A 15,063-nucleotide genomic window follows, 5' to 3' on the forward strand; every position below is an offset into this window, starting at 1 on the left:
ATGAAAAAAACAATATTGGCTATATGTACTTTCTTTTTGTTTATCGCTTTTAATGCACAAGAAAAAGAAATGAGTCTCTCTCTAGATGACGCTATTGCATACGCTCTAGAGCATAGCTACAACACAAAAGCCGCTAGAAACGATATCAATTCTGCCAAAGAAAAAGTTTGGGAAACTACTACCATTGGATTGCCGCAACTTAATGCTAATGTAGATTATCAAAATTTTTTAAAACAACCTATTTCTGTTGCAGACATTAATGGAGATGGTGTAGATGAAGAGTTTGTTTTTGGAACAAAACAAAATATAAATGCTTCTGTTACGCTAACACAATTACTATTTGATGGCTCCTATTTAGTAGGTTTGCAAGCCTCTAAAACATATTTAAAAATTTCTAATCAGGCACAAGAAAAAACAGAGCTCTTAACCAGAGAAGCAGTTGTAAATGCTTACGGAAATGTTTTAGTAACAGAAAATAGTATTGCTATTTTACAAGGAAACATAAAAATTCTTCAGAAGAATTATAATGATGCTAAAAAGATTTATGAAAACGGATTGAATGAAGAAGAAGATGTAGAGCAATTAGAAATTACTTTGGGTAATTTAAAAAATCAGTTAAACAATGTTATTAGAATGAAAGAAATTGCTTATCAAATGTTAAATCTTTCTATAGGAAATCCCATAAACACAAAACTTATATTAACAGATACGCTAGACTCTTTAACAGAAACTAATATAAATTTAGATCTAATAGCTCAAGAGTTTAACTTTAATAATCATATAGACTTTAAAATTGCAGAGAACGATAGAGAAACTAAGAGATTAATGGTAAAGTTAGAACAAAGCAAAGCGTTGCCAAGTTTAAATGCTTTCATGAATTATGGTACCCAAGGTTTTTCTAACTCGTTTACTTTTTTTACTAGTGAACAACGATGGTTTCAATCATCATTATTTGGTGTTAGTTTAAACATACCTATTTTTAGTAGTTTGGGTAGAACCGCAAAAACGGCTCAAGCTAAAATAGCTTTAGAAACTGCAGATTTACGTTTAGAGGAAACCAAACAAAGATTGAGTTTACAAGCTAAAAAAGCGAAAAACGATTACCAACTAAGTATTGAAAACTACAATACTGCAAAGAAAAATGTGGGTTTAGCAGAACGCATAGAAAAGAAACAACGTATTAAGTTTTTTGAAGGTATTTCTACTAGTTTCGAATTACTTCAAGCACAAAACCAACTATATACACAACAGCAAAATTACATTCAATCTATGTTAGATGTTATTGCTAAAAAAGCAACCTTAGAAAACGCCTTAAACTTACCAATCACAAAATAAAAAAAATCATGAAAAAAATATATTTAGCACTTTTAACTACACTTATTTTAGCTTCTTGTGGAGAGAAAAAAGAACAATCTTTAGATTATGTTATCGCTACAAAAAATTTAAAAGAAATTAGAAATAAAAAATCTGAGTTAGACAAACAAGTAGCAGATATTTCTCAAAAAATTAAGAAACTTAACAAAGAAATTGAAAAATTAGATACTATAAAAAAAGCTCCATTAGTAACTGCTTTCTCAATTAAAAATGAAGTTTTTACACATTTTTTAGAATTACAAGGAAATGTAAAAACAAAACAAAATGTGTTAATCTACCCAGAAATGCCAGGTACCTTAGAAAAGGTTTTGGTTAAAGAAGGACAAAAAGTAACAAAGGGACAAATTTTAGCTAAAATTGATGATGGTGGTATGGCACAACAAGTAGCTCAGTTAGAGGCCACAACTGCACTCGCTAAAACAACCTACGAACGTCAGAAAAGATTATGGGGACAGAAAATTGGTTCAGAAATTCAGTTTTTACAAACTAAAACCAACTACGAAGCGCAAAAAAACACGTTAGCTCAGTTAAAAAAACAATTGGATAAATCTACCATTAGAGCTCCATTTTCTGGTATTATTGATGAAGTTATCAAAAACCAAGGTAACGTAGTTTCTCCTGGTCCAGGTTCAGCAATATTTAGAATTGTAAATCTTAGCAACATGTATATAGAGGCAGATGTGCCAGAAACCTATATCACTAATATTACCAAAGGGAAAGATGTAGAAATTCAATTTCCTGTTTTAGGCAAAACTATAGAAACTAAAGTACGTCAAACTGGTAATTTTATCAATCCATCAAATCGTACTTTCAAAGTAGAAATTGGAGTACCTAACCAAGATAGAAGTATTAAACCAAACTTAACAGCAAAGTTAAAAATTAACGATTACACGAGTCCAAAAGCCATTTTAATTCCACAAAGTATTATATCAGAAAATGCTGAAGGCAAACAGTATGTATACGTAGTAAAAAATATTAAAAACAATATTGGTACTGCTATGCAAACCGTTGTTAAAACAGGAAAAACACAAGGAGATATTATCGAAATTTTAGAGGGTATTTCAGTTGGAGACCAATTAATTGAAGCTGGAGCTAGAACCGTTAAAGACGGGCAAGAAGTAAAAATTAGTCAGTAGTTTTTAGACTGTAGATTGTAGAATTATGAAAACAATAAAATTCAAATTTGAAGATTTAAAAGTTTATCAAAAATCTCTTGATTTTGTTGATACAGTTTACAATACTACAAAACAATTTCCATCAGAAGAAAACTATAGATTAACTTCTCAATTTATAAGAGCAGCAACATCAATATCTTTAAATATAGCTGAAGGATCTGGAGATACAAACCCACAATTTAGCAGGTTTTTAAAAATCTCTTTAGGCTCAATTAAAGAATGTGTTATATGTGTAACTATTGCTAATAATCAAAATTTCATTACAGAAAATGAAAGCTTGATATTAAGAGAAAAATTAGCTGAATTATCAAAAATGATTACAGCTTTATTAAAATATTTAAACCAAACCAAAGACTAACGTCTAAAGACCACAGACTAATGACTAAAATCAAAAAAACTGACAAGGAATTTAAACTATCCTCGTGGGCCATATCAAATAAAACCACGATGTATGTTGCTATTTTCTTGATTCTAATTTTAGGTATTTCTGCATATTTTAGTATGCCTCGAGAAGATTTCCCTGAGATTAAAGAAACCAAAATATACATTAGCACTCTCTATCCTGGAAACACTGCAGAAGATATAGAAAAACTAATTACAGATCCGCTAGAAGACCAATTAAAAGGGTTGAGTGGTGTTGTAGAAATTACCTCAACTTCTCAAGAAGATTATTCTATGATTATTGTAGAATTTGATGATGACATGGATGTAGAAGTTGCCAAACAACGGGTAAAAGACAAATTAGATACCGAAAAAGCATCTGAAGATTGGCCTACGTTTAATGGTGCAAAAGTAGACCCAAATGCTTTTGATTTAAGTATGTCTGAAGAGATTCCTTTTTTAAATATTAATATTTCTGGTGATTATCCACTGCAAAAACTAAAAGAGTTTGCAGAATATTTACAAGATGAAATTGAAGATTTAAATGAAGTAAAACAAGCAGACATAAGAGGTGTGCAAGACAGAGAGGTTGAAGTGGCTGTAGACATTTATAAAATGATGGCTATGCAAGTAAGCTTTAACGATATTGTAGGTGCTATCCAGAATGGAAACATTACCTCTTCTGCTGGTAATTTAATTGCAAGTGGGCAAAGAAGAACCATAAGAATTTTAGGAGAAATCGAAAAACCATTAGACTTAAAAAACTTTGTAATTAAGTCTGAAAAAGGGAATTCTATCTACTTAAAAGATGTTGCAACCATAAGTTTTAAAGAAAAAGACAAAACCACATTTGCTAGAAAAGATGGCAAACTAGTGGTTATGTTAGATGTAAAAAAACGTGCTGGAAAAAACATGGTTGCTGCTGCAGATGAAATAAAAATCATTGTCGATAAAGCCAAAGACGAGTATTTTCCAAAGAATTTAGAAGTAAGCATTACCAACGATTTATCTGACAAAACCATTGGTCAAGTAGATGATTTGGTGAACAATATTATTTTCGGAATTATCTTAGTAGTTACTGTTTTAATGTTCTTTTTAGGATTTAAAAACGCCCTATTTGTTGGTTTTGCTATTCCAATGTCTATGTTTATGTCTTTAATGATTTTAGGCGCCATTGGTTATACCCTAAATACCATGATTCTGTTTGGACTAATTATGGGACTTGGAATGTTGGTTGATAACGGAATTGTAGTGGTAGAAAACGTATATCGCTTAATGGATGAAGAAGGTTTATCTAGAATCGAAGCAGCCAAAAAAGGGATTGGAGAAATTGCGTTTCCTATTATAATTTCTACTGTAACTACAGTTGCAGCCTTTGTACCTTTAGGTTTATGGCCTGGGCTTTTTGGGCAGTTTATGATTTATTTCCCAATTACATTATCTGTAGTTTTAGGTTCTTCTTTAGTAGTGGCTATTTTCTTTAATTCTGTTTTGGTTTCTCAGTTTATGACCACCGAAGATAAAGATATGCCCATCAAAAGAATCATTACCATTTCTGCAATTGTAGGGTTGTTTGGTATTGTAATTTTACTAGTAGGAGGCGAGTATAGAGGTTTAGGCTCTGTTATGGTATTTACTGCAATTATGTTGTGGGTGTACAGATTATTCTTAAGAAAAGCCGCTAATTATTTTCAAAAAAACACATTGGTTTGGTTAGAAAACACTTATGAAAAAACATTAAAAGCGGCTTTAAGTGGATGGAAACCAATTGCAATTACAGTAGGTACTTTTATCTTATTATTTGCAGCTTTTGGAGGCTTTGGTGCATCTGTTGCATCACAAAGAACAAAAATAGAGTTTTTCCCAGACAACAAACCCAATCAAGTTGTGGTATATATCGAATATCCACAAGGAACAGATATTGACGAAACCAATAAAATTACCAAAGAAATTGAGCAACTTGTGTATGGCATCTTAAACCAAGAGATGTATATGGATAATGGTAAAAACTTCATGGTAGAAAGTGCTGTTTCTCAAGTGGGTGAAGGTGCTGGAAATCCGCAAACAGATGGTGGTTCTGCTGCAGAAATGCCACATAAAGGTAAAATTACAGCCTCTATGCGTCAGTATAAATACAGACGTGGTTTAGATAGTGAAAAATTGCGTCAAAAAGTACAAGAAGCCTTAACAGGAATTTACCCAGGGGTTTTAATTTCTGTTGAAAAAGATGCGAATGGACCACCTGCTGGAGCGCCTATAAATATCGAATTAGAAGGAAAAGATTATGAAGAATTAATAGCCACTGCAGAAAAAATGCGTGCTTTTGTAAACTCTAAAAACGTTCCTGGTGTTGATGAGCTAAAGATAGATGTAAACAAAGACAAACCTTCTATGAAAGTAGAAGTTGATCGAAAAAAAGCAGGTGAATTAGGGGTAGCCACAGGACAAGTTGGCCAACAATTAAGAAACTCTATTTTTGGAGCAAAAGCGGGAATTTATAAAGAAGATGGAGATGATTACGACATCAACGTTCGTTTTAATGAAGATATTAGATATAACAAAAGTGCATTATTTAACCAAACAATTACGTTTAGAGACAATACTGGGCAAGTAAAAGCAGTTCCTATTTCTGCAATTGCAAAACAATCTAATAGTTCTGGTTTTAGTGCGATAAAACACAAAGACACCAAACGTGTTGTTACAGTATATTCTCAATTAGCTCCTGGTTATGTAGATGCTGCAGCTGTGGTAAATCAGATTAAAGAAGAAATGAAAAACTTTACTGAAAAACCAGCCAGCATTCGTATTGATTATACAGGTCAAATAGAAGAACAAAACAAACAACAAGCCTTCTTAATGGGTGCTTTCTTTAAAGGTTTGGCGTTAATTTTCTTTATTTTGATTTTTCAGTTTAACTCAGTTTCTAAACCTGCCATTATTATGATTGCTATTTTCTTAAGCTTTATTGGTGTTTTTGGAGGTATTGTAATTACAGGGAGTTCTTTTGTTATTATGATGACCATGATGGGGATAATTTCGCTTGCAGGAATTGTAGTAAATAACGGAGTTGTTCTACTTGATTACACCCAATTATTAATCGACAGAAAAAAGGAAGAACTAGATTTAGAAGATACAGCGTATTTACCTAAAGAATATCTTTTTGAAGCTGTGGTAAAAGCAGGAAAGGCTCGTTTACGTCCGGTATTATTAACAGCAATTACTACTATTTTAGGGTTAATTCCGTTAGCAATTGGCTTAAACATCAACTTCTTTACATTGTTTAATGAGTTTGATGCTAACATTTATATGGGTGGAGATAATGTAATTTTCTGGGGTCCTTTAGCCTGGACAGTTATTTATGGTTTATTTGTAGCAACTTTTTTAACATTGGTTGTAGTACCAATTTTATTCTACTTAATTACACAATTAAAGATGTGGATAAAAGGTTCTAAAAGTTTAGAAAATTTAGAAATTAGATAAAACCATTTAATAAAACTAAATTAAAAAGGATTGAAGTCTTAAGATTTCAATCCTTTTTGTATTTTCGAAATCATGTTACAAAAACCCTCTTTTACAGTAAACCAAATAAAACGAAAACTGGAGCAATACTGTATCTATCAAGATCGATGTCATAAAGAAGTAGAGCAAAAAATGAAGGAATACAAATTAATTCCTGAAGCGAGAGAATTGATTCTTTTAGACTTAATGAAAGATAATTTTTTAAACGAAGAACGCTTTGCAAAAAGTTTTGCTAGAGGAAAGTTTAGAATAAAAAATTGGGGCAAACAACGAATTGTAAGAGAATTAAAGTTTAAAGATATTTCTACCTACAATATAAAATCGGCTCTAAAAGAAATTGATGATGAAGAATACCATACAACTATTTACAGAATTACAGAAAATAGAAATGCTGTTATTTCTGAATCAAACATCCATAAAAGAAAACAAAAACTAACTGGTTTTTTAATGCGAAAAGGATTTGAAAGCGAATTAATTTATAAAGTGGTTAACGAAATAATTAGCGCATAAATGACTACTTATATCTATTTAAAAAAATAGAATCGTTTTTCTTTTTTGCAGTAATTACAGCTTGTATATCATCATTTGGTATGGCAACAGACAATACATATTGTTTAATTTTCCAAGTATTGTTTTTCTTTTCTAATACTCCAGAACCTCTGCAAGTTCCCATCCAAGTATTTAATAGTTCATCAAACCAAGCAAAATCTCCAATTTCATTAAGGTATACATTTCTTTCAAGAGTTTTAAAATCCCATGCTTTGCCTCTATCAAAATAAGGTTTGCTAAAATTAGAAAACTGTTTTTTAGACCAAATTTCTTCTGCAGCTGTTCCAATATATACTGCACTACTATCTAAAGCACCAAAATAATTGGTGTAATTTGCATTTGAAGCTGCTTTGTGCCAATTTATCAAAACACTATCTATGGTTGCTTTTTCTGAAGTAATACTTACTTTTTTTGGAAGTTCTTGACAAGCAAAAAACAATAATGAAACACTTAATATAATTCCTAATTTTCTCATCAATACTATTGCCTTTTTAAGGCTCCTTTATCTAAATTATTTTTATTGATGAACTTTTCTTTTAACTTTAAATCTATTGTTTTTTTTGAAAAATTATCAATTTTTGTGGTATCTAAACCGATAAAACTAACATCTACATCAATTAAATCTTCAAAACGTTGTTTCTGTAAAATGGTATTAACTTTAATATTTACAGCAGAAAAAGCTTCAATCGTTTTATCTACTTGTACATTTACTTCTGTTGCTTTTATTGCAGGAATATCTTTTAAATCTGCCAACCTTAAGGTTTCATTATATAAAACATTTACTCTAGCTTTAAAAGACGCAATGTTAAATTTTTTTGGAATGCTATCACTTAAACTTTTTACCAAATCTTTTAATTCTACAGCATTATTTAAGGCTTCGTTAGGCGATATATTTCTGTAATTCACAAAAAAAGAATCTACCAATTTTAATTTTTGCCAACCTGCAACATCGTTTAAGAACTTTGGAGCTACCGATTTTGTAGCATTGTGTTTGGTAACCAAACTCATTAAAGGCTTTGCAGTTTTAACCGCTACTTCTTTTTCTTGTTTATCTCCACAAGAAATTACAAGAAGTAATAACAATAAAATGTATAAATATTTCACAACTTTGTTTAAAAAAAGTAAAAATACATAAATATCTTGCACCGTTTTCGTTTTTAAGAAAACCCTAACAAAACAAAAAAATAAAGTATTAAAATTATTGAATAATTATTTATTTAAAATATAATTGCGAATAATTAAATTAAGTACCTTTGTTTTTAATTTTAATTGAATTCAATATATGAACGAAACCATATTAGTTTTAGGTGCTAGTGGTCAAATAGGAACCGAGTTAACAGAAAAGCTACGTTCAGTGTATGGCAAAAAGCAAGTTATTGCCTCAGATATTAGAGGTGGAGATGCTGCTATAATGGCATCTGGCCCATTTGAAATTATAGATGCAACTGATAAAGAAACCATTTTAAAAACAGTTAAAAAATACAAAGTAACACAAGTATATTTATTAGCCGCAATGTTATCTGCAACTGCAGAAAAATATCCACAGAAAGCTTGGAACTTAAACATGAACTCTTTATTAGCTGTGTTAGATTTAGCAAAAGAAAACCACATAAAACAAGTATATTGGCCAAGTTCTATTGCGGTTTTTGGCCCAACAACTCCAAAAGAAAACACACCACAAAAAACAATTATGGAACCTTCTACAGTTTACGGTATTAGTAAACTTTCTGGAGAATTTTGGTGTAATTATTATCATAAAAAATATGGTGTAGATGTTAGAAGTTTACGCTTTCCTGGTATTATTTCTTGGAAATCAAAACCAGGAGGAGGTACTACAGATTATGCTGTAGATATTTATTTTAAAGCATTAGAAGATGGTAATTTTAATTGTTTTTTATCAGAAAACACACGTTTACCAATGATGTATATGGATGATGCTGTAAATGCAACCATCCAATTAATGCAAGCTAAATCAGAAGCTATTAAAGTTAGAACTTCTTACAATTTAGCTGCTATAGATTTTACACCAAAAGAAATTTTTGAAGAAATTAAAAAACATGTTCCAGATTTTACAATTACCTACAATCCAGATTTTAGACAGCAAATAGCAGATAGTTGGCCTTCTAACATTAACGATTCTGAAGCAAGAAAAGATTGGAATTGGAAACATCAATTTGATTTGGCAGCGATAACAAAAGATATTCTTATAAATCTTAAAAAATAAATTGTAAGAAATTAGTGTATATTTCGTCTTAATAAAAAACCCAATTGTAACAAAGGTTACCAAGAAAAATAAGTATAAAAATTACCTTTATTTAAAATAAAAAAGATGAAAAATAGTTTAGAAAAAAGTTTACAAAATGCTATTTCTTACGAAACTTACAGAACTTTAGTAAGTAATTTATTAGCAAATGGTAAAGCAACAGGTCCCCTACAATCAGAAGCCTTAACAAACTACAGCTTGTTAAACGATAGAAGAATGAAACGCCTTGATAAAACGCTTCAAATTTCTGAAGATACAATTGCTACTATAAATAGCATAAAAGAATCACAAACTTGGTTAACAATAACAGAGGGTTGGTGTGGAGATGCCGCACAAAATTTACCTGTAATTAACAAAATTGCTGCTATAAACCCAAACATCAATTTAAAAGTAGTTTTAAGAGACGAAAATTTAGAACTCATGGATTTATTTTTAACCAATGGTGGTAGAGCAATTCCAAAATTAATTGCATTAGATGCAGAACATAATGTGATATTTACTTGGGGACCAAGGCCTTCTGTAGCCACAAAAATGGTGGCAGACTACAAAGCAAAAAACGGTAGTTTAGACGCTCAATTTAAGCAAGACCTACAAGTTTGGTACAATAAAGATAAAGGCAAAAGCGTACAAGAAGATATTGTTAGGTTGCTAATACATCGCTTTTCAGAAAAAAAAATAATCTTTTAAAACTCGACATTTATAAAACCGTAAGCTTATATAAGCTTACGGTTTTTCTTTTGGTTATATTTGTATTTTAAAAGAAACAAATGTTTGTAGAATTCCATTCCATTCCAGAAGATGCTAAAATTTGGATTTATCCATCTAGTAGAAAGTTTTATCCTAATGAAATAGAAGAAGTAACACAAAGTGTAAAAGGTTTTGTAACACAATGGAAATCTGAAGATGAAGATTTTAAAGCATCTTTTAAAATACTTTACAACAGGTTTATAGTTTTAGCTGCAGATGATGTTTCTACAAAATTATTAAGTGTAGATATAGATGCTAGTGTTTCTTTTATATTAGAGTTACAACAAATTTATAAAGTAGCGCTTTTAGATAAAATGAATGTTTGCTTTAAACAAGGCGAATATGTACAATACAAAGATTTAAAAGACTTTAAAAAGTTATTAAAAAATAAAGCTGTTACTGCAAAAACCATTGTTTTTGACAACCTTATAACTACCAAACAAGATTTTGATAATTTTTGGGAAATTCCTATTGAAGACAGTTGGTATAGTAGATTTTTAAAATAAAATGAAAACATTCGATTATATTATTGCAGGTTCTGGTTGTGCTGGTTTAAGCTTACTTTATGCTATTTTAAAAGAACCAACATTGCAAGATGCTACTATTTTAGTAATTGATAAAGACCATAAAAATAATAATGACAGAACTTGGTGTTACTGGGAAAAAGAAGCAGGTATTTTTGAAGAAATTGTATACGCAAAATGGAACACTTTAGAATTTTTATCTACCAATTTTGAAAAAAAATTAGACTTAGGTACTTATACCTACAAAATGATTCAAGGAATTGATTTTTATAATTTTGTAATCAGTTTTGCCAAAAAGTTTAGCAATGTTACGTTTTTAAAAGAAACCATTTTAGAGATAACTTCTACTAAGAATGAGGCCTCTGTAAAAACAGAAAAAAATAGTTATAGAGCTAAAACAGTATTTAACTCTACACCTATTTTTAACCCTAAAATTACTGAAGAGAACTCGCTTTTACAACATTTTAAAGGTTGGGTTATTAAAACAGAACAACCTTTTTTTAATACAAAAGTTGGTAGGTTGATGGATTTTAGGCTATCGCAAGAAAATGGAGCTACTTTTATGTATGTTTTACCCACATCTAGTACAGAAGCTTTAGTTGAATATACCTTATTTAGCCCAAAAATACTTCCAAAAGAAAAATATACTGCAGCACTTAAAAAATATATTTCAAACGAGTTACAACTAGAAAATTATACGATTGCACATAAAGAATTTGGTATTATACCAATGTCTTTAGCTGCATTTAAAAATTATCCATTAGAAAATGTAATCAACCTAGGCACTTCTGGAGGTTTTACCAAAGCTAGTAGTGGTTATACATTTCAGTTTATACAAAAAAATGTTTCAGAAATTGTAAATCAAATAAAATTGGGCAAAAAGCCCCATTTAAAAACAAGTTTTAGAGACAAGATTTATCATTGGTATGACAGAACCTTAATCGCAGTTATTTTATCAGAAAAACTTAGTGGAAAAGAAATTTTTACCAGAATGTTTCAAAAAATATCTGCCCAAAAAATCTTAGCATTTTTAGGCAACCAAAGTACTTTTCTAGAGGATATTTATATTATGAAAAGCTTGCCTATAAAAACTTTTTTTATTGCTGCTATTAGACAACTTTTTTATAAAAATAATGGATAAATTACCTTATAACAATCATTTACAAGTATATTTAATTTTTATTCAACATTGAGTTATTTGCAAGATTTTTCTACTGATATTTCTAAAATTAAACTTCCTAAAAAGTTTACATTTCCTTTTTATTACAAACCCCATAAATTGGCTAAAATTGCAACTTCTGAGCTTCAAGAATATTTAAAAACTCAAACCGATTTTACTCATAATTTTGGATTAGAAAACCAGAAGGAAAATGCAATCGGAAAAATGTTTGGTGTTTTAGTGGTTAAAAATAAAGAAGGGAAAATTGGTTATTTAGCTGCTTTTTCTGGAAAATTAAACGACCATAGTTTGCCAAAAAAATTTGTTCCTCCTGTATTTAATATGCGTGCAGAAAACAGTTTTTATGTAAAAGGTGAAGCTGAGTTAGATGCCATAAATTTAGCATTGGATCAATTGGTAAACAATAAAAATTACATTGCTTTAAAAAAATATTTTACAATTTTAACTACAAAGATTCAAAACGACTTAAAAGCACAAAAATTAAAATTAAAACAAGCTAAGCTTGCTAGAAAGCAGAAAAAACAAGAAGCAATAAAGGTTTTAAATAATGATGATTTTAAAAAACTAACTACTCAATTAAAACAAGAAAGTTACAATCAGCAATTTTTTTTAAAAGAATTACAGTTGTATTATGATGCGAAAATTGATAAAATTAAGCAACAAATTACTGTTTTTGAAGACGAAATTACATCACTAAAAAAAGAAAGAAAAGCAACATCTAACTATTTGCAACAAACCTTATTTAGTAAATACGCTTTTTTAAATGTTGCTAAAGAAGAAAAAAGTTTGTTAGATATTTTTAATAATCCTGCTGTAAAACCTCCTGCAGGTTCAGGTGAATGTGCTGCACCCAAATTATTGCAATATGCTTTTCTAAATAACTTAACACCAGTAACAATGGCAGAATTTTGGTGGGGAATTTCGCCTAACTCGGCTATTAGAAAACATAAAAATTACTATCCTGCTTGCCAAAGCAGATGTAAACCCATTTTAACACATATGTTACAGGGTTTAGATGTAGAAGAAAATTTGTTGATTAAAAACTTATCTAAAAATAAAGAATTAAAAATTATTTTTGAGGATGACGTGTTGCTTGTCGTAAATAAACCAGCAGAGTTTTTATCGGTACCAGGTAAAAGTATTTCAGACTCTGTATACACGAGAATACAACAACAATACCCAAATGCAACTGGGCCTTTAATTGTGCATAGATTAGACATGTCTACTTCTGGTATTTTAGTATTAACAAAAACGAAAGAAGCTAATAAAGCTTTACAAAGTCAGTTTATAAATAGGACTGTAAAAAAACGCTATATAGCCTTATTAGATGGTGTTTTAACTGACAAAAAAGGCTCTATACAATTGCCTTTACGTGTAGATTTAGATGACAGACCCAAACAATTAGTAGATTTTACATATGGTAAAAATGCAGAAACTAATTGGGAAGTTATTGATATTGAAAAAGACAAAACACGTGTCTATTTTTATCCTGTAACTGGTAGAACGCATCAATTAAGAGTGCATGCTACTCATAAAAACGGACTAAACACACCTATTATTGGTGATGATTTGTATGGAAAAAAAGAAAACAGATTACATTTACATGCAGAGTTTATCGAATTTTTACATCCGAAGACTAACGAGAAAATTAGTTTTTGTGTTCCTGCAGATTTTTAATAATGATAAGTTACCGATATAAATACGCAGATAAGGATAACCACACAAACTAACAGCGTTAAATAATTCACCTGAAACAAAAAGCTTAATTAATTATCTTTTAATTGTTGAATAAATTCCTCCACAGAAAGTGCATTATCCACAGAAAAATCACCAATTTTTGTTCTTCTAAGCGCAGATAAATGAGCTCCAGATTTTAGGGCATTTCCAAAATCGAAAGCTAAAGAACGGATATAAGTTCCCTTACTACAAACTACTCTAAAATCTACTTTTGGCAAATGTATTTTTGTAATTTCAAATTCAGAAATAGTAACTGCTCTTGTTTTAATTTCTGTAGTTTCTCCTTTTCTTGCTAATTCGTATAAGCGTTTACCGTCTTTTTTAATTGCAGAAAAAATGGGTGGTTTTTGTTGAATTTCTCCAATAAATTGTTGGGTAGTTTCTTTTAAAAGCGATTCAGAAATATGCGCTGTTGGATATGTTTTATCTACTTCTGTTTCTAAATCGTAACTTGGTGTAGTTGCCCCAATTGTAAAAGTACCAGTATATTCTTTAATTTGCCCCTGATAGGTATTTATTTGTTTGGTTTGTTTGCCTGTACAAATAATTAATAAACCCGTTGCTAAAGGATCTAAAGTACCTGCATGACCCACTTTTATCTTTTTAAGATTAAATTGTTGTTTAATTTCCCAACGCAGTTTATTTACAACTTGAAAAGAGGTCCAAGTAAGTGGTTTATCAATTAATAAAACTTGTCCGTTTTTGTAGTCTTCTTCTGTCATTTATAAAATTCTTTCAGTAGGTTTAATTAAAGAGGTTGCTTAGTAGCAGAGCTAGTTCAAACATCAATTTTAATACTATTAAAAATTGAATTTTATTAATTTAAAAGCGCATAACCTATAGCCATAGCACCAACAATACCACAGTAAATGGAAAAGTAAGAAAGTTTACTATTTTTTACTAATGAAATCATCCATTTACACGCTAATAAACCCGCTACAAAAGCAGCTAAAAAGCCTGCCATAATTGGGGTAGTTTCTGACGCTTGAAAATTTAAATCGCCACTTAAAACATCTTTACCAATTTTACCAAAAATTAACGGAACCACCATTAAAAATGAAAAACGGGCTGCTTTAGTTCTATCAATACCTAATAAAACCGATGTAGAAATGGTAGCACCAGATCTAGAAATACCTGGTAGCATAGCAATGGCTTGAGAAATACCAATAATTACAGAATTACTAAATGAAACTTTTTTATCGGTATTTTTTGCTTTATCTGCTAGCAACAATAATAGTGCTGTAACCCACAACATGACACCTACTAATAATATTTTTCCGCCAAAAAAAGATTCTAATTCGTCTTCAAAAAGTAAGCCTATAATCACTGCAGGTATCATAGAAATGATAATTTTTAATGAAAACTTAAATTCATCATTCCATTTAAATTGAAACAAACCTTTTACAATGTCAAAAATTTCTTTTCTAAAAATTACGATGGTACTTAATGCTGTTGCAAAATGTAAAACCACTGTAAATGTTAAACTTTCTTCTGGTAGAGAAGTATTGCCTAAAATGGCTTTTGCTAACTCTAAATGACCACTAGAGGATACTGGTAAAAATTCTGTTACACCCTGAATAATACCAAGAATAATGGCTTCTAAAATATCCATAT

At 30.1% G+C, this 15,063-nt stretch carries 14 protein-coding genes; 10 read left to right on the forward strand and 4 right to left on the reverse strand.

Annotated features, from left to right (window positions below; all coding sequences use genetic code 11):
- The 5 genes from AC2D6T_RS07090 (at window position 1) to AC2D6T_RS07110 (ending at window position 6,959) form a co-directional block, all read left to right on the forward strand.
- Complete coding sequence (locus tag AC2D6T_RS07090) at window positions 1-1,335, forward strand: TolC family protein (protein WP_484680997.1); 1,335 nt, start codon at window positions 1-3, stop codon at window positions 1,333-1,335.
- Window positions 1,336-1,343: 8 nt separating this feature from the next.
- The gene (locus AC2D6T_RS07095; RefSeq protein WP_484680998.1) at window positions 1,344-2,510 is read left to right on the forward strand and encodes an efflux RND transporter periplasmic adaptor subunit; all 1,167 of its coding nucleotides are present in this window, start codon (window positions 1,344-1,346) and stop codon (window positions 2,508-2,510) included.
- A 25-nt stretch (window positions 2,511-2,535) separates the two neighbouring features.
- Window positions 2,536-2,907, forward strand: coding sequence for a four helix bundle protein (locus AC2D6T_RS07100; protein ID WP_484680999.1), 372 nt, complete (start codon window positions 2,536-2,538; stop codon window positions 2,905-2,907).
- A gap of 20 nt (window positions 2,908-2,927) precedes the next feature.
- Complete coding sequence (locus tag AC2D6T_RS07105; RefSeq protein WP_484681000.1) at window positions 2,928-6,410, forward strand: efflux RND transporter permease subunit; 3,483 nt, start codon at window positions 2,928-2,930, stop codon at window positions 6,408-6,410.
- Between the two features lie 72 nt (window positions 6,411-6,482).
- Window positions 6,483-6,959 carry a regulatory protein RecX gene (locus AC2D6T_RS07110; protein WP_484681001.1) on the forward strand — a complete coding sequence of 159 codons (477 nt, stop codon included), beginning with the start codon at window positions 6,483-6,485 and terminating at the stop codon, window positions 6,957-6,959.
- 4 nt (window positions 6,960-6,963) lie between these two features.
- On the opposite strand, the gene AC2D6T_RS07115 is transcribed toward AC2D6T_RS07110, so the two are convergent.
- Window positions 6,964-7,473 (reverse strand): nuclear transport factor 2 family protein, encoded by a 510-nt coding sequence (locus AC2D6T_RS07115; RefSeq protein WP_484681002.1) that lies wholly within the window; start codon window positions 7,471-7,473, stop codon window positions 6,964-6,966.
- Window positions 7,474-7,478: 5 nt separating this feature from the next.
- The gene (locus AC2D6T_RS07120; RefSeq protein WP_484681003.1) at window positions 7,479-8,102 is read right to left on the reverse strand and encodes a hypothetical protein; all 624 of its coding nucleotides are present in this window, start codon (window positions 8,100-8,102) and stop codon (window positions 7,479-7,481) included.
- Between the two features lie 178 nt (window positions 8,103-8,280).
- Between AC2D6T_RS07120 and AC2D6T_RS07125 the strand changes: the two genes are divergently transcribed.
- The 5 genes from AC2D6T_RS07125 (at window position 8,281) to AC2D6T_RS07145 (ending at window position 13,389) form a co-directional block, all read left to right on the forward strand.
- Window positions 8,281-9,222 carry an NAD-dependent epimerase/dehydratase family protein gene (locus AC2D6T_RS07125; protein ID WP_484681004.1) on the forward strand — a complete coding sequence of 314 codons (942 nt, stop codon included), beginning with the start codon at window positions 8,281-8,283 and terminating at the stop codon, window positions 9,220-9,222.
- Between the two features lie 105 nt (window positions 9,223-9,327).
- The gene (locus tag AC2D6T_RS07130) at window positions 9,328-9,948 is read left to right on the forward strand and encodes a thioredoxin family protein (RefSeq protein ID WP_484681005.1); all 621 of its coding nucleotides are present in this window, start codon (window positions 9,328-9,330) and stop codon (window positions 9,946-9,948) included.
- A gap of 80 nt (window positions 9,949-10,028) precedes the next feature.
- Window positions 10,029-10,514 carry an ABC transporter ATPase gene (locus AC2D6T_RS07135; RefSeq protein ID WP_438988782.1) on the forward strand — a complete coding sequence of 162 codons (486 nt, stop codon included), beginning with the start codon at window positions 10,029-10,031 and terminating at the stop codon, window positions 10,512-10,514.
- 1 nt (window position 10,515) lies between these two features.
- Window positions 10,516-11,673, forward strand: coding sequence for a lycopene cyclase family protein (locus tag AC2D6T_RS07140; RefSeq protein WP_484681006.1), 1,158 nt, complete (start codon window positions 10,516-10,518; stop codon window positions 11,671-11,673).
- Between the two features lie 48 nt (window positions 11,674-11,721).
- Complete coding sequence (locus AC2D6T_RS07145) at window positions 11,722-13,389, forward strand: RluA family pseudouridine synthase (RefSeq protein ID WP_484681007.1); 1,668 nt, start codon at window positions 11,722-11,724, stop codon at window positions 13,387-13,389.
- An 89-nt stretch (window positions 13,390-13,478) separates the two neighbouring features.
- Here AC2D6T_RS07145 and truB read toward each other — a convergent pair whose 3' ends face one another.
- Together truB and AC2D6T_RS07155 are read right to left on the reverse strand one after the other, a co-directional pair.
- Window positions 13,479-14,171: a tRNA pseudouridine(55) synthase TruB gene (truB, locus tag AC2D6T_RS07150; RefSeq protein WP_484681008.1), complete on the reverse strand. Its 693-nt coding sequence runs from the start codon at window positions 14,169-14,171 to the stop codon at window positions 13,479-13,481.
- A gap of 95 nt (window positions 14,172-14,266) precedes the next feature.
- Window positions 14,267-15,061: an undecaprenyl-diphosphate phosphatase gene (locus tag AC2D6T_RS07155; RefSeq protein ID WP_484681009.1), complete on the reverse strand. Its 795-nt coding sequence runs from the start codon at window positions 15,059-15,061 to the stop codon at window positions 14,267-14,269.
- Window positions 15,062-15,063: the final 2 nt, after the last annotated feature.

Source organism: Polaribacter sp. YIW18 (genome assembly GCF_057219325.1).

Bases quoted from the DNA above. Each gene is read 5' to 3' on its own strand.
- AC2D6T_RS07115 (WP_484681002.1), bottom strand. From the start codon at position 7,473: ATGAGAAAATTAGGAATTATATTAAGTGTTTCATTATTGTTTTTTGCT.
- AC2D6T_RS07140 (WP_484681006.1), top strand. From the start codon at position 10,516: ATGAAAACATTCGATTATATTATTGCAGGTTCTGGTTGTGCTGGTTTA.
- AC2D6T_RS07105 (WP_484681000.1), top strand. From the start codon at position 2,928: ATGACTAAAATCAAAAAAACTGACAAGGAATTTAAACTATCCTCGTGG.
- AC2D6T_RS07135 (WP_438988782.1), top strand. From the start codon at position 10,029: ATGTTTGTAGAATTCCATTCCATTCCAGAAGATGCTAAAATTTGGATT.
- AC2D6T_RS07155 (WP_484681009.1), bottom strand. From the start codon at position 15,061: ATGGATATTTTAGAAGCCATTATTCTTGGTATTATTCAGGGTGTAACA.
- AC2D6T_RS07090 (WP_484680997.1), top strand. From the start codon at position 1: ATGAAAAAAACAATATTGGCTATATGTACTTTCTTTTTGTTTATCGCT.
- truB (WP_484681008.1), bottom strand. From the start codon at position 14,171: ATGACAGAAGAAGACTACAAAAACGGACAAGTTTTATTAATTGATAAA.
- AC2D6T_RS07125 (WP_484681004.1), top strand. From the start codon at position 8,281: ATGAACGAAACCATATTAGTTTTAGGTGCTAGTGGTCAAATAGGAACC.
- AC2D6T_RS07095 (WP_484680998.1), top strand. From the start codon at position 1,344: ATGAAAAAAATATATTTAGCACTTTTAACTACACTTATTTTAGCTTCT.
- AC2D6T_RS07110 (WP_484681001.1), top strand. From the start codon at position 6,483: ATGTTACAAAAACCCTCTTTTACAGTAAACCAAATAAAACGAAAACTG.
- AC2D6T_RS07130 (WP_484681005.1), top strand. From the start codon at position 9,328: ATGAAAAATAGTTTAGAAAAAAGTTTACAAAATGCTATTTCTTACGAA.
- AC2D6T_RS07100 (WP_484680999.1), top strand. From the start codon at position 2,536: ATGAAAACAATAAAATTCAAATTTGAAGATTTAAAAGTTTATCAAAAA.